Source organism: Flavobacterium aquidurense (assembly GCF_002217195.1).
Classification (GTDB): domain Bacteria; phylum Bacteroidota; class Bacteroidia; order Flavobacteriales; family Flavobacteriaceae; genus Flavobacterium; species Flavobacterium frigidimaris.
Genome location: NZ_MUGR01000025.1, coordinates 65,391 through 88,860, shown reverse-complemented (window position 1 = coordinate 88,860; position 23,470 = coordinate 65,391). Strand labels below are relative to the sequence as shown.

General features: G+C 33.8%; 24 protein-coding genes. 16 read left to right on the top strand and 8 right to left on the bottom strand.

Annotation, left to right across the window (positions count from 1 at the left end):
* Positions 1-12: 12 nt before the first annotated feature.
* Both B0A67_RS13835 and B0A67_RS13830 read right to left on the bottom strand, forming a co-directional pair.
* Complete coding sequence (locus B0A67_RS13835; RefSeq protein ID WP_072963956.1) at positions 13-903, bottom strand: 3-hydroxyacyl-CoA dehydrogenase family protein; 891 nt, start codon at positions 901-903, stop codon at positions 13-15.
* A gap of 89 nt (positions 904-992) precedes the next feature.
* Positions 993-1,958 (bottom strand): Gfo/Idh/MocA family protein, encoded by a 966-nt coding sequence (locus B0A67_RS13830; protein ID WP_072963958.1) that lies wholly within the window; start codon positions 1,956-1,958, stop codon positions 993-995.
* A gap of 143 nt (positions 1,959-2,101) precedes the next feature.
* Here B0A67_RS13830 and B0A67_RS13825 point away from each other — a divergent pair, with 143 nt between their 5' ends.
* Entirely contained in the window at positions 2,102-2,743 is a 642-nt protein-coding gene (locus B0A67_RS13825; RefSeq protein ID WP_041518722.1) for a protein-L-isoaspartate(D-aspartate) O-methyltransferase, read from the top strand.
* 23 nt (positions 2,744-2,766) lie between these two features.
* Here the strand turns inward: B0A67_RS13825 and B0A67_RS13820 are convergent, their stop codons facing one another.
* The 3 genes from B0A67_RS13820 to smpB form a co-directional block, all read right to left on the bottom strand.
* Positions 2,767-3,816, bottom strand: coding sequence for a Fic family protein (locus B0A67_RS13820; RefSeq protein ID WP_072963959.1), 1,050 nt, complete (start codon positions 3,814-3,816; stop codon positions 2,767-2,769).
* Positions 3,817-3,904: 88 nt separating this feature from the next.
* Positions 3,905-4,555: a DUF4136 domain-containing protein gene (locus B0A67_RS13815; protein WP_072963961.1), complete on the bottom strand. Its 651-nt coding sequence runs from the start codon at positions 4,553-4,555 to the stop codon at positions 3,905-3,907.
* A 76-nt stretch (positions 4,556-4,631) separates the two neighbouring features.
* A complete protein-coding gene (gene smpB, locus B0A67_RS13810) occupies positions 4,632-5,087 on the bottom strand; it encodes an SsrA-binding protein SmpB (protein ID WP_072963963.1) in 456 nt (151 codons plus the stop codon).
* Positions 5,088-5,226: 139 nt separating this feature from the next.
* Here smpB and B0A67_RS13805 point away from each other — a divergent pair, with 139 nt between their 5' ends.
* Together B0A67_RS13805 and B0A67_RS13800 are read left to right on the top strand one after the other, a co-directional pair.
* Positions 5,227-5,853: an outer membrane beta-barrel protein gene (locus tag B0A67_RS13805; protein ID WP_072963965.1), complete on the top strand. Its 627-nt coding sequence runs from the start codon at positions 5,227-5,229 to the stop codon at positions 5,851-5,853.
* A gap of 103 nt (positions 5,854-5,956) precedes the next feature.
* On the top strand, positions 5,957-6,184 hold the full coding sequence (locus B0A67_RS13800) for a VF530 family protein (protein ID WP_072963967.1): 228 nt from the start codon (positions 5,957-5,959) through the stop codon (positions 6,182-6,184).
* Here the strand turns inward: B0A67_RS13800 and B0A67_RS13795 are convergent, their stop codons facing one another.
* From B0A67_RS13795 to B0A67_RS13785, 3 genes are all read right to left on the bottom strand, one after another.
* The gene (locus B0A67_RS13795) at positions 6,185-6,739 is read right to left on the bottom strand and encodes a DUF3575 domain-containing protein (protein ID WP_072963969.1); all 555 of its coding nucleotides are present in this window, start codon (positions 6,737-6,739) and stop codon (positions 6,185-6,187) included.
* A 134-nt stretch (positions 6,740-6,873) separates the two neighbouring features.
* Positions 6,874-7,425, bottom strand: a complete 552-nt coding sequence (locus B0A67_RS13790) for a GNAT family N-acetyltransferase (RefSeq protein ID WP_072963970.1) — start codon at positions 7,423-7,425, stop codon at positions 6,874-6,876.
* Between the two features lie 10 nt (positions 7,426-7,435).
* Positions 7,436-8,287 (bottom strand): aldose 1-epimerase family protein, encoded by an 852-nt coding sequence (locus B0A67_RS13785; protein WP_072963972.1) that lies wholly within the window; start codon positions 8,285-8,287, stop codon positions 7,436-7,438.
* 185 nt (positions 8,288-8,472) lie between these two features.
* Here B0A67_RS13785 and B0A67_RS13780 point away from each other — a divergent pair, with 185 nt between their 5' ends.
* The 13 genes from B0A67_RS13780 (at position 8,473) to argH (ending at position 23,429) form a co-directional block, all read left to right on the top strand.
* Positions 8,473-10,743 carry a M1 family metallopeptidase gene (locus B0A67_RS13780; protein ID WP_072963974.1) on the top strand — a complete coding sequence of 757 codons (2,271 nt, stop codon included), beginning with the start codon at positions 8,473-8,475 and terminating at the stop codon, positions 10,741-10,743.
* 538 nt (positions 10,744-11,281) lie between these two features.
* The gene (locus B0A67_RS13775) at positions 11,282-11,923 is read left to right on the top strand and encodes a GNAT family N-acetyltransferase (RefSeq protein ID WP_072963976.1); all 642 of its coding nucleotides are present in this window, start codon (positions 11,282-11,284) and stop codon (positions 11,921-11,923) included.
* A gap of 66 nt (positions 11,924-11,989) precedes the next feature.
* Entirely contained in the window at positions 11,990-13,183 is a 1,194-nt protein-coding gene (locus B0A67_RS13770) for an argininosuccinate synthase (RefSeq protein ID WP_072963978.1), read from the top strand.
* Positions 13,184-13,222: 39 nt separating this feature from the next.
* Positions 13,223-13,642, top strand: a complete 420-nt coding sequence (locus tag B0A67_RS13765; RefSeq protein WP_072963980.1) for a hypothetical protein — start codon at positions 13,223-13,225, stop codon at positions 13,640-13,642.
* Between the two features lie 107 nt (positions 13,643-13,749).
* On the top strand, positions 13,750-14,727 hold the full coding sequence (gene argC / locus B0A67_RS13760; protein ID WP_072963982.1) for an N-acetyl-gamma-glutamyl-phosphate reductase: 978 nt from the start codon (positions 13,750-13,752) through the stop codon (positions 14,725-14,727).
* Positions 14,728-14,887: 160 nt separating this feature from the next.
* Positions 14,888-16,027 carry an aspartate aminotransferase family protein gene (locus B0A67_RS13755; protein ID WP_072964108.1) on the top strand — a complete coding sequence of 380 codons (1,140 nt, stop codon included), beginning with the start codon at positions 14,888-14,890 and terminating at the stop codon, positions 16,025-16,027.
* Positions 16,028-16,104: 77 nt separating this feature from the next.
* A complete protein-coding gene (locus tag B0A67_RS13750; protein ID WP_072963984.1) occupies positions 16,105-17,298 on the top strand; it encodes a glutamate-5-semialdehyde dehydrogenase in 1,194 nt (397 codons plus the stop codon).
* Between the two features lie 157 nt (positions 17,299-17,455).
* Positions 17,456-18,214 (top strand): glutamate 5-kinase, encoded by a 759-nt coding sequence (gene proB, locus B0A67_RS13745; RefSeq protein ID WP_072964110.1) that lies wholly within the window; start codon positions 17,456-17,458, stop codon positions 18,212-18,214.
* Between the two features lie 107 nt (positions 18,215-18,321).
* On the top strand, positions 18,322-18,711 hold the full coding sequence (locus B0A67_RS13740) for a GxxExxY protein (RefSeq protein WP_072963986.1): 390 nt from the start codon (positions 18,322-18,324) through the stop codon (positions 18,709-18,711).
* 82 nt (positions 18,712-18,793) lie between these two features.
* Positions 18,794-19,741 (top strand): N-acetylornithine carbamoyltransferase, encoded by a 948-nt coding sequence (locus B0A67_RS13735; protein WP_072963988.1) that lies wholly within the window; start codon positions 18,794-18,796, stop codon positions 19,739-19,741.
* A 95-nt stretch (positions 19,742-19,836) separates the two neighbouring features.
* On the top strand, positions 19,837-20,613 hold the full coding sequence (argB, locus tag B0A67_RS13730; RefSeq protein ID WP_072963989.1) for an acetylglutamate kinase: 777 nt from the start codon (positions 19,837-19,839) through the stop codon (positions 20,611-20,613).
* A gap of 206 nt (positions 20,614-20,819) precedes the next feature.
* Positions 20,820-21,890, top strand: a complete 1,071-nt coding sequence (locus B0A67_RS13725) for a M20 family metallo-hydrolase (RefSeq protein ID WP_072963991.1) — start codon at positions 20,820-20,822, stop codon at positions 21,888-21,890.
* Positions 21,891-22,148: 258 nt separating this feature from the next.
* Complete coding sequence (gene argH, locus B0A67_RS13720) at positions 22,149-23,429, top strand: argininosuccinate lyase (protein ID WP_072963993.1); 1,281 nt, start codon at positions 22,149-22,151, stop codon at positions 23,427-23,429.
* The last annotated feature ends 41 nt before the right edge of the window (positions 23,430-23,470 follow it).

Here is a 23,470-nt window from a genome sequence, read left to right as displayed (position 1 = left end):
GTATTTCTTTTTTTATGAAATAAATTGCTTAGAGATTTTCTCTGCTTTTTTACTTTCACTATAATCATAAAAACCTTCACCGGATTTTACTCCTAATTTTCCGGCTCTAACCATATTTACTAATAAAGGGCACGGAGCATATTTAGGATTTTTGAATCCTTCGTACATTACATTTAAAATCGCAAGGCAAACGTCAAGTCCAATAAAATCAGCTAGTTGAAGTGGTCCCATTGGATGTCCCATTCCTAATTTCATTACGGTATCAATCTCGTAAACTCCGGCAACTTTATTATATAACGTTTCGATGGCTTCGTTTAGCATAGGCATTAAAATTCTGTTTGCCACAAAACCGGGATAATCGTTTACTTCAACAGGAGTTTTTCCTAATTTTTCAGATAAATCCATGATGATTTTAGTTACTTCATCGCTGGTATTGTAACCGCGAATAATTTCGACCAATTTCATAATTGGCACCGGATTCATAAAATGCATCCCTATGACGCGTTCAGGATGTGCCACTACGGCTCCAATTTGTGTTATTGAAATCGAAGAAGTATTGGTTGCTAAAATAGTATTATGAGAACAAGCTTCGTTTAATTGTTTGAAGATGTTTAGTTTTAACTCTACATTTTCTGTAGCAGCTTCAACCACTAAATCAACGCCAACAACGCCATCTTTAATATCAGTATACGTAATAATATTAGTGATAGTTTTAGCAACATCTTCCTGGGTTATGGTTCCTTTAGACAACATTCGGTCTAAGTTTGAGGCAATAGTTGCCATTCCTTTGTCTAATGATTTCTCAGAAACGTCAATTAGTTTTACAGTAAAACCACTTTGTGCAAATGTATGAGCAATTCCGTTACCCATTGTTCCTGCACCAATTACAGCTATAGTTTTCATTTTATCTTAGATATTATATTTATGATTTAGCCACGAATTCACCAATTGATTCGTGAATTCGTGGCTAATTTTATTTTAAAAAGCTTCAATTATTTTTGGAAACAATCAATGATTTGATATGCTACTCTTAAGGCATCAGTTGCTTGCTCAAGCGTTACAACTGGAGTTGTATCTGTTTTTATCGCATTTGCGAATGATTCTAATTCGTCGAGAATGGCATTGTTTTGCTCTACATCAGGATTGGTAAAATAGATTTGTTTTTTTATGCCTTCGGCATTTTGAAGGATCATATCAAAATCTCCCGGAATTTCCGGTGCATCTTTCATACGGACTACTTCACATTTTTTCTCTAAAAAGTCAACTGAAATGTAAGCATCTTTTTGAAAGAAGCGCGTTTTGCGCATGTTTTTCATCGAAATCCTACTTGCCGTTAAATTGGCAACACATCCGTTTTCGAATTCAATTCTGGCGTTTGCAATATCAGGAGTATCACTGATTACCGAAACTCCACTGGCATGAATGTCTTTTACTTTTGAGTGAACAACACTCAAAATTGCATCAATATCATGAATCATTAAATCCAGCACTACCGGAACATCTGTACCACGCGGATTAAACTCTGCTAAACGATGTGTTTCTATAAACATTGGATTTTCGATCATGTTTTTAGTTGCAATAAACGCAGGATTAAAGCGCTCAACATGACCCACCTGACCTTTTACGTTGTATTCTTTGGCCAAAGCAATAATTTCTTCGGCTTCTTCAACGGTATTGGCAATTGGTTTTTCTATAAAGATATGTTTTCCTGATTTTATGGCTACCTTAGCACATTTATAGTGAGAAAGTGTTGGAGTGACAATATCGATGACATCCACAGCGTGGATTAATTTTGCAATAGTACTGAAGTTTTTATAGCCAAATTCTTTTGATATTCGTTCGGCATTTTCTTGATTTTCGTCGTAAAATCCAACTAATTCGTATTGGTCAGATTGTTGTAATAAGCGTAAATGTATTTTACCAAGATGACCAGCACCTAAAACTCCTACTTTTAACATGAGAATGTATTTTAAACAAAAATATAATTTATTTGTTGAAAGTAAAAGTGAATGCAATAAAGATTTAGCGATTTAATAATTAAAAATCAATATTTGATTTCCTATTTACTTTCTTATTTTTGCAAAAATTAAACCTACCTATTTTGAAAGACACTGCCAAACATCAAGGACTTCGTAATCAATTAGTAAGCACTTTAGAACAAAAAGGAATTACCGACAGAGCAGTTTTGGATGCGATAAAAAAAATCCCAAGACACCTTTTTTTGAATTCCAGTTTTGAAGATTATGCTTATCAGGATAAGGCTTTTCCTATAGGAGCTGGTCAAACAATATCACAGCCGTACACCGTTGCTTTTCAATCACAATTATTAGAAGTAAAAAAGGAGCATAAAATTCTGGAAATTGGTACCGGTTCAGGTTATCAAACAGCTGTATTGTGTATGCTGGGTGCTAAAGTTTTTAGTGTCGAAAGGCAAAATGAATTGTTTAAAACCACCTCAAACTTGTTTCCTAAATTAAATATTCGTCCTAAGCATCTGTCTTTTGGCGATGGATATAAAGGTTTGCCAAGTTATGCGCCGTTTGACAGTATCATTGTTACGGCAGGTGCACCTTTTATTCCTCAGCCTTTAATGGCACAATTAAAGATAGGAGGAAGACTGGTTATTCCGTTAGGAGAAGACGTTCAGATTATGACATTATTGATTCGTAAAAATGAAACGCAATTTGAGAAACATGAGTTTGGAGAATTTCGATTTGTTCCTTTATTAGAAGATAAAAACTAGAAAAAGCCCAGTAATGGGCTTTTTTATTGTGCGATAATACCAATATAACGTTCCAGATTTTCTTTTTCGATTTGAGCGACAAAGAGTAAAAAATCTTCTTTATTATTTTTGGTCTGAGCGGTTTCTAAACTTTGATAATATTGCATACGACTATCATAATCTCCTTTTATGTTGGCAATTATATATCCTTTTTGCAATAAAATTAAATTCATGACCAAACGGGAAGTTCGCCCGTTTCCATCAATAAAAGGATGAATTGTTACTAGCCTCTCGTGCATTTCGGCAGCCAGAATAATGGGATGTAATTTGTTTTTATTGATTTCATACCAGATAAAATAATCCTCCATTTCTTTGGCAACCATAAAAGGTTGGGGTGGCATATGGCTGCTTCCTTTTATCATCACTTGTACTTTTCGATAGCGACCCGCATCTTCAGGAATTATACCCCGTAGAATTAAATTGTGAATTGATAATAGGTCGCGTTCGTTTAAGGAAACGTTTCTTTGCATTAAATCCTTAATAAATCCAATCGCTTCCTGATGATTAATGGCTTCCAAGTGCTCACGCATACTTTTTCCTGAAATAGTCAGGCCTTCGTTGATAACCATATCTGTTTCGCGAAGTGTCATTGTATTTCCTTCAATTCGATTACTTTCAAAGGTATATTCTAATTCTAACGCCTGAGTAATTCTAAAACTGTCAAACTGACGATAGTTATCTAATTTTGCTTTTAGAAGATCGATTTCTTTCAGAAGATTTTCGAGAGTACTGGAGATTTTTAATTTTGAAACAGTTTTATTGTATTTAATTTCCTGTTCCGCAACCATCAATGCTTTTAAGGCAAACTCATCATCGCCAATTTCGTAAAGAATTTTTTCTTTAAGCCACGCAATCATTAAAGTTTCGTAGTCTATCTCTAAAAGTTGAGAAAGTTTCGAAATCTGATCTTTGGTTGGTCTTCGTGTTCCTGATTCAAATTTGCTTATTAAAGCTTGATCAATGCCAAGAATTTGTGCCACTTCACGAGTTTTTAAACCTTTTTGCTCTCGGGCATTTTTAAGAAGTGTTTTCATTATTGGTTATGAATTAAAATGTCTTGACAAATTTAGTCATTTTTTGTAAAAAAAAGCAATATTTAAAAAAAATATATTGCTTTATAAATTATATTTTGCTTTTTGGAGGAAGCGAGCCGTCTTTTCTCATTTCGTCAACGACAGCTTGCATGATTGCGTCTACAGTTGATCCTAAATCTGTCACATAATCAGATTTTGTAGTTCCTGTCCAGATTAGTTTATTTTCTTTTAATGAAAAAACGTTTGTTTCGACCATATACGACGTGGTTTCCTGATAGTATCCCGGATCATAAAAGTAAGGCGAATACATTCCGTACCAGTTTCCAAAACCATACCCGTAAACGCCACTATATAAGCCATCAAAACCTCCGTAATACATGCCTGTATAACTTCCCGGAACATAGGTGGTTTCTTTTTCGGTACTTACCAGACGTAAAGTAATAACGCCATCAAAATCTTCGTCTTGTAGTATTTTTAATTTTTGTTCCTGCGTGAGGTTTTTAGTCGTTTCGTTTAAGTATTCATAAGAAGTTTTGAAGATTGGATTGCTGGCTGCAATTCTGTTTTCGGTGACTCTTCTGGATGCTTCGTCTTTTAATAACGCAACAACTAAAACTTTTTTGAAATTTTCCTGGGCGACTGTTATTTTTGGATCTCTCCAGCTATTAACTATTGCAGTATTGCTGCCACAGCTTGCAAGTGTCAAAGCGATGATAAATAAAGTTAAGTATTTCTTCATATTACAAGGTTTTTAAATATTGTAATAAAAATACGTATAAAAGATTAACAAATGGTTCTTGTTGTTAAAAATAACTTTAATTGTAAGCTTTTTTTATTCTGTCTAAATCACGTTTTGTATCCTGTTCTTTAAGGGATTCTCGTTTGTCGTAGGTTTTCTTTCCTTTACAAAGTCCTATTTGCAGTTTTGCAAGTCCTTTTTCATTAGTAAATAATTTTAAAGGTACAATTGTAAGTCCTTTTGCCTGAACACTTTTATGAAGACTTTTTAGTTCTTTTTTATTTAAAAGTAATTTTCGTTCACTTCTTGATTTGTGATTGAATTGATTTCCAAACATATATTCTTCGATATATGTATTAATAGCAAAAAGTTCGAGATTGTTAAATTCACAAAAACTTTCGGTAATATTTGCTTTCCCTAATCGGATAGATTTGATTTCTGTACCGGATAAAACAATTCCGGCAGTATAAGTATCGATTATCTCATAATCAAATCGAGCTCTTTTATTAAGTATATTGACTGTTTTTAACATAATGCAAATGTAAACAAAATTGAAAAACTTTGACGCAATCAAAGATAATTAAAGTTTTTTTTTAATCTATGATTTATATCATTTCTACAGAAAAAGCTTACCTATATTTTTGTTAAATAATTTATAATTAAAATCAAAAATGAAAAAAATTTTAACATTCGTTAGTATTGCGTTAATTGGGTTAACTGCAAAAGCACAAGATGCTAGTCAAGGTTTAAAAGGTGCTTGGTTTGTAACGTCGCAATTTGGTTATCAACAAACTAAAACAGGAGATGCCAAAAACACAAATTTATCCGTAATACCAATTGTGGGAACTTTTATAACTCCATCGGTTGCTATTGGTGCTGGATTGGGTTATATTAATATGAAATCTGATCTAGGCTCAACTACATCCGGAAAAACAGATTTATTCGTAATTCAGCCATTGGCAAGAAAATATTGGAATGTTGCAGGTTCTCTTTATTTCTTCGGACAAGCTGCTTTGCCGGTTATCACAGGTAAAGAAAAAGAAAGTGATACAAAAATAAGTCAGTTTGGTCTGTCTGTATCAGGAGGTTTTGATTATTTTGTAACTAAAAATTTCTCAGTAGAGTTTTCTTATGATTTAGCGAATTTTACATCGACTACAATTGATCCAAAAACCGGGGATAAAACGACTGTTACTAATTTTGGATTGGCGCATATGGCAAATGTTGATTCTGCTTATCTTGTAGGAGGTTCAAATTTAACCACTCCACTTGCTGTTGGATTTAAATTTATATTCTAAATATATGTAGATTGATTTAAATTTCAATTTGCTAATTTTGTAAAAAAAAAGACTGTACTTTTTAGAGTACAGTCTTTTTTAGTATTATCATTAAATTTATAAGATGCAAAATCAATCAACAGATCCGTTACATGGAATCACACTTCAAAAAATAGTAGAAGCACTGGTAGATCATTATGGTTTTGATACATTGGCAGAATTGATTCCTGTAAAATGTTTTACTTCAAATCCAAGTGTGAAATCAAGTTTGACTTTTTTAAGAAAAACCGATTGGGCTCGAAAAAAAGTTGAAGATTTATACGTAAAATCTTTGCCTAAATTTACGAAGTAATTACAATTTATAAGAAATCATAACACCGCCACGGTAAGGAAGCCATTCGCCGCTTTTGTTCCAGTTTGGTGCTTTTTCGTATCTGCCGGGAGTTCCGTCGTTATAATATCCGTGATAAAATCCTTGATGCCAGCCAGCTCCTGCAAAAATGTCAAGTAAAAATTTATCGTTTAATTTGATGTTGTATCCGGCTGTGATACCTAATCTATATCCAAATCCGTGCTCATATTTGTTGGTATCCCAGTAATTCCATTTTTGTAGTTCGTAAACATCTGGACCGGCATGACCACCTAAATAAAAGCCGTTGTATTTTTCTTTAAAATGATAACGAACTTCTGGAGTTAATGTGTAAAATTTCATTGGACTGTGACCATCAAAAGATTCCCAAAAAGAAGCCATTACATCAACGCTAAAAGTTAATTTTTCTCCAATGCTGGTCTCAATACCAATATTTGGAACGCCAACTAAAGCTGTTGCGGCATTAAATTTAATAAAAGTTTGACTTTGGGACTGAATCGAAAAGAAAAGAACTGTCAGAATTAAGAATTTTTTCATAAAATAGTTATTTTGCGGGGAAAAAATAAGGCTTCGTTGCTTATTTCGCGTGCAAATATAACGTAAACCATTAATTACTATTATGAAAATACTTTAATTTAACAAGGATGTTTTTTTTGAATAATTTGTGTTGATTACTTAGGTTCTAATAATGAGTAGATTACGCTGTCTAAAAAGCGGCCTTCGTAAAATTCGTTTTCTTTTAAATGAGCTTCTTTAACAAATCCGCACTTTTGGAGCACTTTTTCAGAAGCATAATTTTCAGGATCAATTACGGCTTCAATCGAATGCAATTTCAAATCTTTAAAGCCATAAGTAATCAATCGATTTACAGCTTCGGGAATAATTCCTTTTCCGTGAAATTCAGGTAATAAGATATATCCAATTTCGGCACGATAATTTTCTGGCTGCATTCTGTAATATCCAATAATACCCAATAGTCTCGGATTCCCTTTTAGGGTTATTCCCCAATTGATTCCAATGTTTGTTACTATTTTATCTTCGATCATCGCAATATGTTCAAGAGCATCTTTAGCATTTTTAACCAATGGTCGCGGAATGTATTTCATAGTTTCAGGATTCGAACGCAATTCGAAAACTTCATTTACATCTTCCTTAGTGATTCTTCTTAAAAGCAAGCGTTCTGTTTCTATTTCCGGAAATGGGGTAAAATTAAATTCTAACATTTTTTTTTAATTATAATAGTGTTATACTAAACTTTGAATGAAAGGTTTGGTTGGCATCCAGAACTAAAATTCCTTCTTTTTCGAATAAATCTCCTGAATTTTCGGATGTATCTGAATAACCCAGCCAAGGTTCAATACAAACAAATGGCGCTTTTTCTTTTGTCCAGATCCCTAAACTCGGAAAATCTTCAAAATCAACTTTAATATAAGGTTTAGAGTTTTCAAGGATAGTCAGGGAATTCGATTCTAAAGATTTAAATATCAATGCATCATTTTCGAATAATTGGTAATTCAAAGGAATCAGATTGTCAGAAGTTTCTAAAACTTCCGTTTTGTTGGAAATTAAATCATGCTCTAAAATGTAATATTTTAAAACTTCTTCTTTTTCAAATTCTATAGCATAATTTTCGAAATTCTCAGCTAAAGCTATTGCAGGATGAGCTCCAATTGAAAAAGGCATCTTAGTTTGATTTTTATTAATTACTTTATATTCGATGTCTAAAGAAGTTTCTTTAAGAGTATAAATAAGTTGTAATTCAAATTCAAAAGGGTATTTTTTCAACGTTTCAGCATCTGATTTTAGAGAGAAAACAGCACTGTTTTCAGTCTTGTCAACTAATTGAAAATCCATATCACGAGCAAATCCATGTCTTGGCAATTGATATTCTTTTTCGTTGATTGTATAGGTATTGTTTTTTAAAGTGCCTATAATAGGAAAAAGAATTGGAGAATGCTTTCCCCAGAAATCAGGATTCCCTTCCCAGATATATTCTTTGTTTTGATTGTTTTTTAATGAAAATAATTCAGCTCCGGAATGTTTAATAGAAGCGTTTATTGTTGGATTTGAGATAGTTGTGTTCAAATTATGTAAAGTTGAAGTGAATGAATTTTATATTGATGTAAATATATTTTATAAATTTTAGTTTTTAAGAAAAACCTTCAAATTATTTTTTTGATAAAATTTTGCTAAAATTCAATTTATGATTCTTCTTTTCTCTGTAAATAGCTTTTTTTTTCATTAATTTGCTACATAAACAGCTAAAAAATATGAAAATACAATCCTTCAAAGCCTTATTAACCATGGCTTTATTTGTTGGGATTTCTTCTGTTTGGGCACAACAAACGCCTACAGCAACAGCAGTAAATCCTGTTAATAATTATAATTATCATGATGCCTTTGGGCCTCATTTTTACACAAAAAATGGAACTCCAACCCGTTCTGCAAGTGGTCAGCCCGGAGTTGAATATTGGCAAAACAGAGCCGATTATCAGATAACGGCAAGGTTAAATGCTACTACAAATGAAATCATTGGTACAGATGAAATAACCTATACCAACAACAGTCCGGATAAAATGTCATTTGTCTGGCTGAATGTAGATCAAAACTTATTTAAGGAAGATTCAAGAGGAAATGCTATCGTGCCTTTAACGGGAAGTCGTAATGGCGCCCAGGGACAGGTTTTTGACGGAGGGAATAAAATCAAATCAGTTAAAGTGATTTCTGTTGGAAAGAAAAAAACTGAAGTAGAAGCAAAATATGTGATTACGGATACCAGAATGCAAATATTTCTTCCCGAAGAATTAGCATCAAAAGGAGGAGCTGTAAAAATCAAAATCGAATTTGCATTCACAGCTCCTTTTGAAGGATCAGACAGAATGGGAGTGTTAGAAACTAAAAACGGCAAAATTTTCACCATAGCACAATGGTATCCCCGTATGTGTGTGTATGACGATGTAAGAGGCTGGAATACGCATCCATATTTGGGAGCTTCTGAATTTTATCTGGAATACGGAAACTTTGATGTAAAACTTACGGTACCGGCTAATCATTATGTGGTAGGTTCAGGTGAATTGCTAAATGGGGCAGAAGTGTTGCCGGCAGATGTATTTAAGCGTTATAAAGAAGCATCTTTAAGTGATAAAACGGTTATGATTCGTTCTGCTGAAGAAGTTGCTGCAACTGCAAATACAGCTGCTTCTGGAGAGAAAACATGGCATTACCAGATCAAAAATGCACGTGATTTTTCGTGGGCATCTTCACCGGCTTTTATCTTAGACGGAGCAAAGATTAATTTACCAAGTGGTAAAAAAGCATTGGCTTTATCTGCTTATCCGGTAGAAAGTGCCGGACAAGGTGCTTACGGACGTTCTACTGAATATGTAAAAGCAGCTATAGAACATTATTCTAAAACATGGTTCGAATATCCTTATCCGGCCGCTACAAACGTGGCAGGAAATGAAGGCGGAATGGAGTATCCCGGAATTGTTTTTTGTGGATGGGAATCTAAAGGACAAGATTTGTGGGGAGTTACAGATCATGAATTTGGCCATATTTGGTTTCCTATGATTGTAGGATCGAATGAAAGATTGTTTGGGTGGATGGATGAAGGTTTCAATACTTTTATTAATTCGCTAAGTACAGCCGCATTTAATAAAGGAGAATATGTAGAAGCGCCAACAGATTTACATAAAGGAGCTGAGTCATTTACAAGAACTGATTTAGAAACTGTAATGAGTTCTCCTGATAATATGAAAGAAGCAAATATTGGTATGTTGTGTTATTTTAAACCAAGTTCAGCTTTGATAATTTTGAGAGAGCAAATATTAGGAAAAGAGCGTTTTGATACTGCTTTCCGTACTTATATAGAACGCTGGGCTTATAAACATCCGCAACCGGATGACTTTTTCAGATCGATGGAAAACGTTGCAGGCGAAGATTTAAGTTGGTTTTGGAGAAGCTGGTTCGTAAACAACTGGCGTTTTGATCAGGGTATTAATTCAATTAAGTACGTAAAAAATGATCCGTCAAAAGGAGTTGTAATTACCGTTGAAAATTTCGACAAGATGCCAATGCCAATTGTTGCAGATGTCAAAACAAAAAGCGGGAAGGTGACAAGGGTCAATATTCCTGTAGAAGTTTGGCAACGCAATACTGTATGGTCTTTCAAATATAATTCTACTGAAGAAATTGAAAGTGTTACACTTGATCCTGATCATGTTTTTCCGGATAATAATGAAGCAAATAATGTCTGGAAAGCGGGAAACGGTAAAATAGAGAAGGATGTAATTTTAGATGGTTATTTAGGGACTTATTCTACCTCAAGAGCGCCTTTGAAAATTGATTTTACTGAAAAGAACAGCACATTAAATGTAGAAATTACAAACTTTCCTAAGTTTACTGTAGTTCCTGTAGAAAACGAAAAAGATACTTTTGAGTCTAAAAGTGCCGGATTAAAGTTTAAGTTTAATGAAGCTAAAACAGGTTTCGACATGGTTATTTTAGGTAACGGAGAAACAATTCCATTTACAAAAAAGTAAGATTATAAAATATAAAGTTTTTAAAACCCGATAGTTAGTAATAACTATCGGGTTTTTTGTTTTGTTTCATGTTTCAAGTTTTTGATTGTAAAAAAACTCAGCACCTTAGCAGCTCAGAATCTTAGCACCTTTAAAAAAAAACAACATTTCATTAAAAAAATGTTAGAATTTAATTTTTTTGTTTTTAGAATTAAAAAATAGTGTACTTTTGCATCGATGAATAAAATAAGTTTACATATAACTTCTTTGTCACGGACAAACTCACCTGTAACTTCTCCCGAAGTACGGATACTATCTCTATAGTATTCACAGAGTTTTTCGCCGCGTATTTATTTATATTCATTTTTCATTTTGAAATCACACAATTTGTCCATTGGACAAACATATCCTAAAAGTATACATAGTTTTTTGAATTTTCTAAATCAAGTTTTTGATTTTGAGGATGTTACTTCTATTATGTCTATTTTTGTCGGATCGATTTCTGAATTTCAAACTAAACAATACGTTTTAATTTTTAACTCTAACTTCAACTATTGAAATGAAAATCTCTATTGTTGTTACTCAGGAAGAACACTTCAAATTCGCACAGGAAATTTGCGATACAATAGAATCCTCTGCCTTGTTAAGAGGTACAGGGATTGCTAAAAGAACTCCTGAATACATTCAGAAAAAAATGTCGAACGGTGATGCGATGATTGCTTTGGCAGACGGAAAATTTGCAGGTTTTTGTTATATCGAAAGTTGGCAGCACGGAAAATTCGTGGCCCATTCCGGCTTAATCGTTCATCCGGATTACAGAAGTTTAGGTTTGGCGAAAAAAATCAAATCAAAAGTTTTTGATTATTCCCTAAAAAGATATCCGGACGCTAAAATATTTGGAATCACAACCGGTTTGGCCGTAATGAAGATCAATTCTGATTTAGGTTATAAACCAGTACCATTCTCTGAACTTACTACTGATCCAAGTTTTTGGTCAGGTTGCAAAACCTGTACGAATTATGAAATCCTCAAAAGCAAAGAAAACAAAATGTGTCTTTGTACAGGAATGTTGTATGATCCAAAAGAAAAACAAAAAGATCCGCCAAGACATCCTTTTAATGAGGCTGTTTTAAGTAGATTAAAAAAAATAAAGCAAGCTTTATTCTTAAGTAAAATATTGTCTTTCGGCTTTTTATCTTAAGAATTCAAATCAAAAAAGAAATCTCAAACTTGCTACATACGAAAGTATTAGCCTAAATTATAAAAAATGAAAAAAGTTGTATTAGCTTATAGTGGAGGATTAGATACCTCGTATTGTTTGAAATATTTAAAAAATGAAAAAGGATACGAAGTTCATACCGTACTAGTAGATACAGGAGGATTTGATGCAGAAGAATTATCTGCTATCGAAAAAAGAGCTTACGAATTAGGAAGTGCACAACACGCTAACCTGACTATCGTAGACAAATATTATGATAAAGCGATAAAATATTTGATTTTTGGAAACGTATTAAAAAACAATACTTACCCATTATCAGTAAGTGCAGAGCGTGTTTTTCAGGCAATTGAAGCCATTAAATATGCTAAAAAAGTAGGAGCAAGCGCCATCGCACACGGAAGTACAGGTGCAGGAAATGACCAAATTCGTTTTGATTTGATTTTTCAAACCATTGCTCCGGAAATTGAAATCATCACTCCAATTAGAGATTTAAAATTATCAAGACAAGAAGAAGTTGATTATTTGTCTAAAAACGGAGTTCACTATTCTTGGGAAAAAGCACAATACTCAATCAATAAAGGACTTTGGGGAACAAGTGTTGGAGGAAAAGAAACTTTAACTTCAAACCAACCGTTACCAAGTGAAGCTTATCCTTCGCAATTGCAGAAAGAAGACGAAGAAAAAGTGACTTTGCATTTTGAACAAGGAGAATTGGTTGGGATAAACGGTAAAACAGATAAACCTTCTAATAATATTGTTGCTCTTGAAAAATTGGCAAACGCTTTTGCAATCGGTAGAGATATTCACGTAGGTGATACTATTATTGGTATTAAAGGAAGAGTTGGTTTTGAAGCTGCTGCACCTTTAATTATCATCAAAGCACACCATTTATTAGAGAAACATACACTTGGTAAATGGCAGCAATACTGGAAAGAACAATTAGGAAACTGGTACGGGATGTTGTTTCATGAAGGTCAGTTTTTAGATCCGGTTATGAGAAATATCGAAACATTCTTGCAAGACACGCAAAAAACAGTAAATGGTGTTGTAACCGTTTCTCTAAAACCATATCATTTCTCGCTTGACGGAATTGAATCAGATAATGATTTAATGAATACAGGTTTTGGTCAATATGGAGAAATGAACAACGCCTGGACATCTGATGATGCTAAAGGATTTATCAAGATTTTAGGAAATGCCCAAAATATATTTTCATCTGTAAATCATTTAGATCATGATTAATTTCTGATGATTTATTCAAAAAAATAAAGCTTAATTTTTATGAAAACAAAAGTATTTTTTTTACTTCCAATGTTTCTAATATTTCTTGGTTGTTCAAGTGATAGCGATACGCCGGAAAAGGAAACTTTAAAACCGGTTACGTATGAAGTTTTGTTATTTGAATTTACAGCTGACACAGGTAATAATTCATCTCGATTACATTATGAAATAAAATATACTAACCCCAATGATGTTGCTGTAAAAGGAACATCAAGCGTAACTGCCAATTATAACGGATTGATATTAACTCCTATTAAAAGAGTTTCTGTTTCTCCATATATTGAAATTGGTGCAAATTCTACTTATACAGAAGTTTATAATGTTGAATCTGCACATGACACACAATCATTAAGTCCTGAGCAGATAAAGACATATTACATAAAGTTTATATCCGCAGAATTTGTTTTTGCTATTGATTAAAAAAAAACTAGGAGATTAAACAACTTTTTAAGATTGTTTAATCTAAAAACACAAAATATATTAAAAATCGAATTCGATTTAACAATATATCTAAAAAAATAAAAATTATGATTAATATCGGAATAATTGGTGGTTCGGGCTACACGGCCGGAGAATTGATCAGAATATTAATGTATCATCCCAATGTAAACATCGATTTTGTTTACAGTACAACAAATGCAGGTAAACCGCTTCATGTGGCACATCATGATTTGATGGGAGATATCGAAATGAATTTTACTGATGTTGTAAATCCGAATGTAAATGTTGTTTTTTTATGTCTGGGTCACGGAAAATCTATTTCGTTTCTTGAGGAAAATAAATTTGCAAGCCATACTAAAATCATCGATTTAGGAAATGATTTCAGATTGACTAAAGACGCTGTTTTCGAAGGAAAAGAATTCGTTTACGGTTTGCCTGAGTTGAATAAGTCAGACATCAAAAAAGCAAATTTTATTGCAAATCCGGGATGTTTTGCTACAGCAATTCAATTGGCTTTATTGCCATTGGCTAAAAATAATCTGCTTAAAAATGACGTTCATATTAATGCCACAACCGGAAGCACAGGTGCTGGCGTAAGTCTTGCTGAAACTTCTCATTTTAGTTGGAGAAACAATAATATGTCGCATTACAAAGCTTTTGAACATCAGCATTTGGGAGAAATCAACCAAAGTGTGAATCAATTACAGGCAGATTATTCAGATGAATTGATCTTTGTTCCGAATAGAGGAGATTTTACAAGAGGAATTTTCGCGACTTTATATACTGATTCTGACGAAAGTTTAGAAGATTTAGTTGTTAAATTTCAGGATTTCTATAAAAACGAGCCTTTTGTGACGGTTACAACGACAAATATCAATATGAAACAAGTCGTTCAAACCAACAAATGTATCATCAGTTTATTGAAAAAAGGAAACCGGGTTTTAATCACATCAATCATTGATAACTTAACCAAAGGTGCTTCAGGACAAGCGATTCAAAACATGAATTTAATGTTCGGATTAGAAGAAACTACCGGTTTACATTTGAAACCAAGCGGATTTTAGAAAAAATTTGTTTCAGGTTTAAAGTTTCAGGTTTTACGTTCTGTACGCAACTTGAAACAAGAAACAGGAAGCTTAACAATAGTTTCAAGTTTTAGTGCAAGTTTTCACGTTCTGTGCGAAACTTGAAACATGAAACATGAAACAAAAAAACAAAATAGACATGAATTTATTTAACGTATACCCACTTTACGATATCACTCCTGTAAAAGCAGTAGATTGCACAATTACAGACAATAATGGAGTAGAATATTTAGACTTATATAGCGGACATGGTGTGATTTCAATTGGCCATACGCAACCTGATTATGTAGCCAAATTAAAAAATCAGTTAGACCATTTAGGATTTTATTCGAATGCTATTCAGAATCCTTTGCAGGTAGAGTTGGCTCAGAAATTAGGTAAACTTTCAGGATTAGAAGATTACGAATTGTTTTTATGCAGTTCCGGAGCTGAAGCGAATGAAAATGCTTTAAAATTGGCTTCTTTCCATAACGGAAAATCAAGAGTTGTAGCTTTTGATAATTCTTTCCACGGAAGAACTTCTGCTGCTGTTGCCGTTACAGATAATAAAAAAATCGTAGCGCCAATTAATGCACAGCAAGTTGTTACTTTTTTACCTTTAAACCAAATCGAACTGGTTGAAGCTGAATTGGCTAAAGGAGATGTTACAGCTGTAATTATCGAAGGAATTCAGGGGGTTGGAGGTTTAGATCAGGGAACGACAGAATTTTTCCAGGCTTTAGAAAAAGCATGTAAAAAACATGATGTTGTTTTGATTTTAGACGAAGTACAATCTGGATACGGAAGAAGCGGAAAGTTTTTTGCTTTTCAACATCACGGAATCAACGCTGATATTATTTCAGTTGCAAAAGGAATGGGGAATGGTTTTCCAGTTGGAGCCATTTTGATTTCACCAAAATTTGAAGCAAGTTTCGGATTATTAGGAACTACTTTTGGCGGAAGCCATTTGTCTTGTGCAGCAGGAATTGCCGTTTTAGATATAATTGAAAAACTTGATTTACAAAAGAATGTGAATGAAGTTTATGAATATTTCTTAGAAAAAATTAAAGAAGTTCCGGGAATCAAACAAGTAAAAGGAAAAGGATTAATGCTTGGTGTTGAATTTGATTTTGATGTTGCTGCTTTAAGAAAAAAACTAATTATTGAAAAACACATTTTTACAGGAAGCGCCAACAACAAGAATCTGTTAAGAATTTTGCCGCCATTAACCGTTAAAAAATCAGATATAGATACTTTTGTCAAAGCTTTAAAAGAAAGTTTAGAAGAACTTAAAAATTAAGTTTACCATATACTATTAATTCGTTTAATCATTTAACTGATTAAACGAATTAACGATTAACCAATTAAACCAAAAAAATGAACCCATTATCAATTGAAAAACGCAATCTGGTTTTGCGCTCCATGGCAAAACTGGTCGGGCAGGAGCGGAGTCAAATAATTCTGAGCAATCAAGAGGATTTACTCGCTTATGATGGCTCAGATTTAGCAATGGAAGAGCGCTTAAAAGTAGATGATAAAAAAGTCGACGAGATGATTTTATCGTTAAACCAATTGGCTTCTCAGGAAGATCCTGTTGGAGTAGAGCGTTTTCATTTTACTCATGATAATGGGATAAAAGTCATTAATAAAACGGCAGCTTTTGGAACAATCTTAATTATTTATGAATCCCGTCCTGATGTTACAATTGAAGCAGGAGGAATTGCTTTTAAGTCCGGAAATAAGATTTTATTAAAAGGAGGAAAGGAATCTTTAAGATCTAATTTGAAAATTGTTGATTTATGGCATCAGGCTTTAGAAGAAAATGGAGTTTCTAAGAATTGGGTGGAGTATTTGAATTTCAATCGTACAGAAACTCAGGCTTTTTTAGAAAAACCAACTCAAAAAGTAGATTTAATTGTTCCAAGAGGAGGCGAAAAGTTAATCGGGTTTGTCAAACAACACGCCACTTGTCCTGTTATCGTAAGCGGACGTGGAAATAATTTTGTTTACGTTCATAAAGATGCAGATACTGATTTGGCTTTAAAAGTAATTTTGAACGCCAAGACATCTAAAATCTCAGCTTGTAATGCCGTTGATAAAGTTTTAATAGATTCTAAGCTGCCAAATTTTGAAGGTTTCGCTGCAATTTTAATCGAAGAATTAAAAGAATTTAATGTAGAAGTAATCGTTGATGAATCTTTGAGAAACTTTGAAGATACAGAGACACTTCAAAACGAAGATATCTGGTACGAAGAGTTTCTGGATTACAAAATCGTAATTGGAACCATAGATTCTGAAGAAAATGCGATCGGGAAAATCAATAAATACTGCGGAGGACATTCTGCGGTAATTATTACCAGAGACGATAAAGCAGCGCAGGAATTTATGGATGCCGTTGATACCGCTGCAGTCTATCAAAATGCCTCAACACGTTTTACTGATGGAGGGCAATTTGGTCTGGGAGGAGAATTAGCCATAAGTACAGATAAATTACATCAACGCGGTCCAATAGGTTTACAGCATCTTGTCACGAATAAATGGTATGTTTACGGAGAAGGACAAATTAGGTAATTGAGATAATTTGTCAATTACATAATTAGAATTTAACTGTAGACAAAGCTTTGCGAACTTAGCGTTTATAAACGTTTACAATATAAAAAAAACTTTGCACCCTTTGCGGTTAAAAAAAACTTAGCGCCTTAGCGTCTTCGTGGCAAAAACAGTAACAATGAAAAAAAGGATTTTATTAAAAATAGGAAGTAATACATTAACCAAAGAAACCAATCATATTTCGCGGGGAAAGATTGAAGATATTGGTATGCAAATCGCGGCTCTCAACAAAGATTACGAATTCGTAATTGTGAGTTCAGGCGCTATTGCAGCTGCCAAACAATTTGTAAAACTCGAAAGCAAGGGAAAAGAAATTGCGTTAAAACAAGCTTTGGCATCAATTGGGCAACCTCATTTAATGCGGATTTTTCATGAGAATTTTAGCGATTTGGGATTATTGACTTCGCAGTGTTTATTATCGTACTCTGATTTTGAAAAAGACCAGTCGAAAGTAAATATTGTCAATACGATAAACGTTTTGGTCGAGAATAATTACATTCCGATTATTAATGAAAATGATACCGTTGCCACAGATGAGATTCGCTTTGGAGACAATGATAAATTAGCGGCCTTAACGGCGGTTCTTTTAAATGTCGACATTCTGATTATTGCTACCAATACAAACGGAATTTACACCAAAGATTCCATTCATGATGAAATTCCGGAAACGATAAAATTAGTCAATGATTTAAAGACTTTGGAAAAAGAAATCGGAGATTCAAAATCCTCACACGGAACAGGTGGAATGCAGTCTAAAATTGAAGCCGCCGGAATTGCAAAAGCCGCCAATATTGAGACCTGGATTGTAAACGGATTAAACGATAATTTTATTCTAAAGGCTTTGCAGAACGAAATTTCATTTACAAAAATAGTGTGATTATGACGCGGATGAGACGGATTCGCTTCGCAAAAACGCAGATAAAAACGGATTTTATATTTGAATTTACTTTTTAAGTAGTATATTTCGTTCAAAAATAAAAAAAAATGAAATTATTGCATCAAGGGTTATCCGATGTTATTATTAAAACTTTTTTTGAAGTTTATAATGAATTAGGACATGGTTTCCTAGAAAGAGTTTATCAGAATTCAATGTATTTAGAGTTAAAGAATAAAGGTTTTAAAGTTGAAGCTCAAAAAAAGATAGAAGTTTATTATAAAGGAATTGAGGTTGGTCAATATTATGCCGACCTGATTGTGGAAGATTTAATTATATTAGAATTAAAGGCAGCAGATTGTATAGTTCCAGCCTTTGAAAATCAAATTTTAAATTATTTAAAAGGAACAAATTGTGAAGTAGGTTTGCTTTTTAATTTTGGAACAAAACCAGAATTTAAACGGAAAATATTGGAGAATTGCAGAAAAATAAGAATATAAAAAATCCGTGTAAATCCGCGTTTTCGCGAAGCGAATCAGTTTAATCAGCGTCTAAACTAAGCAAGAATAAAAACAAAAAAACATGAATTATATTTCAATACAAGATATCGACTCATTATCAAAATGGGTAAAAAGTGCGTTAAAAATCAAAAAGAACCCACTTAAAAATCAAGACTTAGGGAAAAATAAAACCTTAGGAATGTTATTCTTTAACCCAAGTTTAAGAACGCGTTTGAGTACTCAAAAGGCAGCTCTAAACTTAGGAATGAATGTGATGGTAATGAATTTTACCAATGAAGGCTGGACATTAGAGTTTGAAGACGGAGCCGTTATGAATTCCGGAGCTTCAGAGCACATTAAAGAAGCTGCAGAAGTAGTGTCTCAATACTTTGATATTATTGCTATTCGTGCTTTTGCAGGTTTGGTAGACAAAGAAAAAGATTATGCTGAAACAGTAATTTCGGGATTTTTGAAACATGCAACTGTGCCAATCGTAAATATGGAAAGTGCCGTTCGTCATCCAATGCAATCTTTAGCAGATGCCATTACGATGGAAGAGTACAAAACGAAACACAAACCAAAAGTAGTACTTTCGTGGGCACCACACCCAAAAGCGTTGCCACAAGCTGTTGCCAATTCATTTGTAGAAATGATGCAAATGCAAAAAGACATGGATTTTGTAATCACACATCCTGAAGGATATGAATTGAGCCCTGAAATAACAAAAGACTGCAAAATAGAATACGATCAAAACAAAGCTTTCGAAAATGCTGATTTTGTTTACGTAAAAAACTGGAGTAATTTCAACGATTACGGAAAAGTAACTAACATAGATCCAAACTGGACGGTAACAGCCGAAAAAATGGCATTGACTAACAACGGGAAGTTCATGCACTGCTTACCAGTTCGTCGTAACGTAATTGTATCTGATGAGGTTATTGATAGCGAGAACTCAATTGTAATTCAGCAAGCGAATAACAGAACGTATTCAGCGCAATTAGTTTTACAAAAGATTTTGAAAAAGTTATAAATAAAGTTGCTTAGGCTCAAAGTTGCAAAGGTTCAGAGGTTATTACAAACTGAATCTAAACTTTGTCCCTTTGTTCCTTTGAACCTTTGAACCTCATGAAAAAAGTTTCAGTAATAAAAATAGGTGGAAACATCATCGACAACCCAACCGAGTTAGAACAATTCTTAACCGATTTTTCTAAAATTGAAGGCTATAAAGTATTGGTTCACGGAGGTGGAAAATCGGCTACAAAAATGGCTCAAAGTATTGGTTTGGTTCCGCAAATGATCGACGGCCGTAGAATCACTGACGCTCCAATGCTTGATGTTGTCGTAATGATTTATGCAGGACAAATCAATAAAGATGTTGTGGCACAATTACAAGCCAAAAACAATAATGCAATGGGATTTTCAGGTGCTGACGGAAATTTGATTCAGTCGACAAAAAGAAATCATCCTACAATTGATTATGGTTTTGTAGGCGATGTGAAGCAGGTTAATACAAAGTTATTGGCAACTTTACTTGAAGCCGGAATAGTTCCCGTTTTCTGCGCCATCACACACGACAAAAACGGACAATTATTAAACACAAATGCTGATACCATTGCAAGTGAATTATCAATTGCATTGTCTGAAGTTTTTGATGTTACGCTAACATATTGTTTTGAAAAACAAGGTGTTTTGCAAGATTCAGAAGATGATTCTTCTGTAATTACAGCAATCAATGAAGAACTTTACAACAAACTGAAAGCAGAAAAAGTAATCCATTCCGGAATGATTCCCAAATTGGATAATTGTTTCAACAGTTTATCAAGAGGTGTTCAGAAAATCAAAATCGGGCATCACAAAATGCTTCAAACTCCAGATGTTTTACATACGACGATTACATTATAAAAGATAATGCCACAGCTTAAAGGATTAAAAAAATCAGTGAAAATCCTTTAATCTGTGGCAAAAAAATAGAATTGCACAGTGCTTTTAAATATTAATTTAAGAAATTTGCGCAAATAAAATTTCTGGCTAAGATTAACATGGCAATTTTACAAAGCTTGAAAAAACTTAGAACCTCAGAATCTTAGCACCTCAGTACCTAAAAAGAAATGAAAAATATACAAACGCTTACCAAAGAAGCCATAGCCCTGTTGAAAAGACTGATTGAAACCCCTTCATTTTCAAGCGAAGAAGATCAAACAGCCCTTTTGATAGAAAATTGGTTCAATCAGAATGAAATTCCTTTCAAAAGAGAAAATAATAATGTGTGGGCTTTCAATAAATATTTCGACGAAAACAAACCAACACTTTTACTGAATTCACATCACGATACCGTAAAACCCAATCAGGCTTATACTAACGATCCGTTTCAAGCTATCGAAAAAGACGGCAAACTATTCGGTTTAGGAAGCAATGATGCCGGAGGATGCCTGGTTTCGTTATTGGCGACATTTGTTCATTTTTATGAGAATCAAAATTTATCACATAATCTTGTAATTGTAGCTTCGGCAGAAGAAGAAAGCAGCGGTAAAAATGGCTTGAACAGTGTTTTAAAGCATTTACCGGAGTTAGATTGTGCAATTGTTGGCGAACCCACTCTAATGCAATTGGCCGTGGCTGAGAAAGGTTTATTGGTTCTTGACGTAAAAGTAAAAGGAACTGCAAGCCATGCCGCACACCAGAACGAGGATAATTCTCTTTATAAATCAATTCCGGTAATGGAATGGTTTAAAAACTATAAATTCGATAAAATATCAGATGTTTTAGGTCCCGTAAAAATGACTGTAACACAGATTAATGCTGGAAAACAACATAATGTAGTGCCATCAGAATGTGATTTGGTAGTAGATATTCGTGTAAACGATTGTTATTCAAATACCGAAATACTTGAAGTAGTAAAAGCCAGTGTAAATGCCGAAGTAACACCAAGATCCATGCATCTAAATGCATCATCTATTCCGGTTGCTCACGGTTTAGTACAAGCCGGAATCGCTTTAGGAAGAACAACTTATGGCTCGCCAACACTTTCAGATCAATCGGTTTTAAGCTGCCAGTCATTAAAACTAGGGCCTGGAGAGACATTGCGTTCGCATTCAGCAGACGAATTTATTTTCACCAACGAAATCGAAGAAGGAATCGATTTGTATGTCAAAATACTAACCGATTTTTTTAAATTATAATTATAATCCTTGTCATCCTGAGCAAAGTCGAAGGATTAGGAGCTATTTCCCGCTATCCGTTGCAATCTTTTCTTTTTTTAAAGAAAAAAAAGAAAAGGATTTCCACTACTATCGGGGCTAGAAAAACCAAGAGTATAAACGACAACATTTAGAATAAATTAGAAAATAAAAGACAAAAAAGCAATCTAGAATCTAAGGAGTCTAAAAATCTAAGCAGTCTAACAGTCTAACAATCTAAGCAGTCTAACAATCTAAGTTATGAAACTTTGGGAAAAAGGAATACCAACAGACAAACAAATCGAACATTTTACAGTAGGAAACGATCGTGAACTTGATTTGGTTCTCGCAAAATATGATGCTTTAGGCTCAATTGCACATGCTAAAATGCTTGGGCAGATTGGTTTATTAACTCAGGAAGAAACCACTTCTTTAGTTGATGCTTTAAACGAAATTATTGCTGACGTTGCAAAAGGTAATTTCGAAATCGAAGACAGTTTTGAAGATGTACATTCAAAAATAGAATACTTATTGACTGTAAAACTTGGCGATGCCGGAAAGAAAATCCATACAGCGCGTTCCCGTAACGATCAGGTTTTAGTAGATGTTCATTTGTATTTAAAAGACGAATTAAAAGCATTAAAAGAGCAGGTAAAAACGCTTTTTAACTTGTTGATGGAGTCGGCAGAGAAACACCAGAATGTTTTATTGCCGGGTTATACACATTTGCAAATTGCAATGCCATCGTCATTCGGGATGTGGTTTTCTGCTTATGCAGAAAGCTTAATTGATGATATAACGATGTTAAACGCCGCTTTAAAAATTGTAGATCAAAACCCGTTAGGTTCTGCCGCAGGTTACGGAAGCTCGTTCCCGATCAACAGAACTTTTACCACAGAGGAACTAGGTTTCGAAACCTTAAAATTCAACGCTGTTGCGGCCCAAATGAGCCGTGGAAAAGCAGAAAAAACAGTAGCATTTGCAATGAGCAGTGTTGCAGCAACCGTTTCAAAATTTGCTATGGACGTTTGTCTGTATATGAGTCAAAACTTTGATTTCATCAGTTTGCCTGCGCATCTTACTACTGGATCAAGCATTATGCCGCACAAGAAAAATCCTGATGTATTCGAATTAATCAGAGGAAAATGCAATAAGATTCAGGCACTTCCTTACGAAATTACTTTAATCACGAATAATCTTCCAAGTGGTTATCACAGAGATTTACAGCTCTTAAAAGAAGGTTTGTTTCCTGCGCTTCAAAACTTAAAAGCGTGTTTGGATATTGCGATTTTCTCAGTAAAAGACATTACAGTAAAAGACAATATTTTAAAAGATAAAAAATACGATTACCTTTTTACGGTAGATACCTTAAACGAAATGGTGGTTGCCGGAATGCCTTTTAGAGATGCTTATAAAGCTGTTGCAGAACAATTGGAAGCAGGTACTTATCAATCTCCAAAAGAAACAAAACATACACACGAGGGAAGTATCAATAACTTGTGTTTAAATGCGATAAAAGACAAAATGCAAGCTGCTTTTTAAAAGGGTTTACATCAAAAAAACAAAACCGATTTGTACAAAAT

Bases quoted from the DNA above. Each gene is read 5' to 3' on its own strand.
- B0A67_RS13835 (WP_072963956.1), bottom strand. From the start codon at position 903: ATGAAAACTATAGCTGTAATTGGTGCAGGAACAATGGGTAACGGAATT.
- B0A67_RS13830 (WP_072963958.1), bottom strand. From the start codon at position 1,958: ATGTTAAAAGTAGGAGTTTTAGGTGCTGGTCATCTTGGTAAAATACAT.
- B0A67_RS13820 (WP_072963959.1), bottom strand. From the start codon at position 3,816: ATGAAAACACTTCTTAAAAATGCCCGAGAGCAAAAAGGTTTAAAAACT.
- B0A67_RS13815 (WP_072963961.1), bottom strand. From the start codon at position 4,555: ATGAAGAAATACTTAACTTTATTTATCATCGCTTTGACACTTGCAAGC.
- smpB (WP_072963963.1), bottom strand. From the start codon at position 5,087: ATGTTAAAAACAGTCAATATACTTAATAAAAGAGCTCGATTTGATTAT.
- B0A67_RS13805 (WP_072963965.1), top strand. From the start codon at position 5,227: ATGAAAAAAATTTTAACATTCGTTAGTATTGCGTTAATTGGGTTAACT.
- B0A67_RS13800 (WP_072963967.1), top strand. From the start codon at position 5,957: ATGCAAAATCAATCAACAGATCCGTTACATGGAATCACACTTCAAAAA.
- B0A67_RS13795 (WP_072963969.1), bottom strand. From the start codon at position 6,739: ATGAAAAAATTCTTAATTCTGACAGTTCTTTTCTTTTCGATTCAGTCC.
- B0A67_RS13790 (WP_072963970.1), bottom strand. From the start codon at position 7,425: ATGTTAGAATTTAATTTTACCCCATTTCCGGAAATAGAAACAGAACGC.
- B0A67_RS13780 (WP_072963974.1), top strand. From the start codon at position 8,473: ATGAAAATACAATCCTTCAAAGCCTTATTAACCATGGCTTTATTTGTT.
- B0A67_RS13775 (WP_072963976.1), top strand. From the start codon at position 11,282: ATGAAAATCTCTATTGTTGTTACTCAGGAAGAACACTTCAAATTCGCA.
- B0A67_RS13770 (WP_072963978.1), top strand. From the start codon at position 11,990: ATGAAAAAAGTTGTATTAGCTTATAGTGGAGGATTAGATACCTCGTAT.
- B0A67_RS13765 (WP_072963980.1), top strand. From the start codon at position 13,223: ATGAAAACAAAAGTATTTTTTTTACTTCCAATGTTTCTAATATTTCTT.
- argC (WP_072963982.1), top strand. From the start codon at position 13,750: ATGATTAATATCGGAATAATTGGTGGTTCGGGCTACACGGCCGGAGAA.
- B0A67_RS13755 (WP_072964108.1), top strand. From the start codon at position 14,888: ATGAATTTATTTAACGTATACCCACTTTACGATATCACTCCTGTAAAA.
- B0A67_RS13750 (WP_072963984.1), top strand. From the start codon at position 16,105: ATGAACCCATTATCAATTGAAAAACGCAATCTGGTTTTGCGCTCCATG.
- proB (WP_072964110.1), top strand. From the start codon at position 17,456: ATGAAAAAAAGGATTTTATTAAAAATAGGAAGTAATACATTAACCAAA.
- B0A67_RS13740 (WP_072963986.1), top strand. From the start codon at position 18,322: ATGAAATTATTGCATCAAGGGTTATCCGATGTTATTATTAAAACTTTT.
- B0A67_RS13735 (WP_072963988.1), top strand. From the start codon at position 18,794: ATGAATTATATTTCAATACAAGATATCGACTCATTATCAAAATGGGTA.
- argB (WP_072963989.1), top strand. From the start codon at position 19,837: ATGAAAAAAGTTTCAGTAATAAAAATAGGTGGAAACATCATCGACAAC.
- B0A67_RS13725 (WP_072963991.1), top strand. From the start codon at position 20,820: ATGAAAAATATACAAACGCTTACCAAAGAAGCCATAGCCCTGTTGAAA.
- argH (WP_072963993.1), top strand. From the start codon at position 22,149: ATGAAACTTTGGGAAAAAGGAATACCAACAGACAAACAAATCGAACAT.